Genomic DNA, 255 nt, shown 5'->3' on the forward strand with positions numbered 1-255 from the left:
ACGGGTTTGCCCCGGATACGTCGTCTGGATGTTGATGGTGGGGTTGGCCGCCGCAAATTGTTCCAGCTCGGCCTGGTCTGCCGCTGAATTCGGGTAGTACGGGGCTGCGAGTTCTCTGAAGTGTTGCAGGCCCAGTGTGGTACCCAGTTGATACGCAAACTTGCCTTTGCGTCCTGCTATTTCAAATGGGATGCCTACGGAGACGTAGGATTTGGGGCTGAAGTAGCCGCCATGTCCATAGGTGAAGTAGCGCAG

General features: G+C 56.5%; 1 protein-coding gene. It reads right to left on the bottom strand.

All coding sequences use genetic code 11. The features are described from left to right. The coding region (locus tag ACO0LM_RS28830) for a cellulose synthase subunit BcsC-related outer membrane protein (RefSeq protein WP_423042396.1) at positions 1-255 on the bottom strand (255 nt) is incomplete at both ends.

The sequence above is a fragment of the Undibacterium sp. Di26W genome, from assembly GCF_049340265.1.
Classification (GTDB): Bacteria; Pseudomonadota; Gammaproteobacteria; order Burkholderiales; family Burkholderiaceae_D; genus Undibacterium.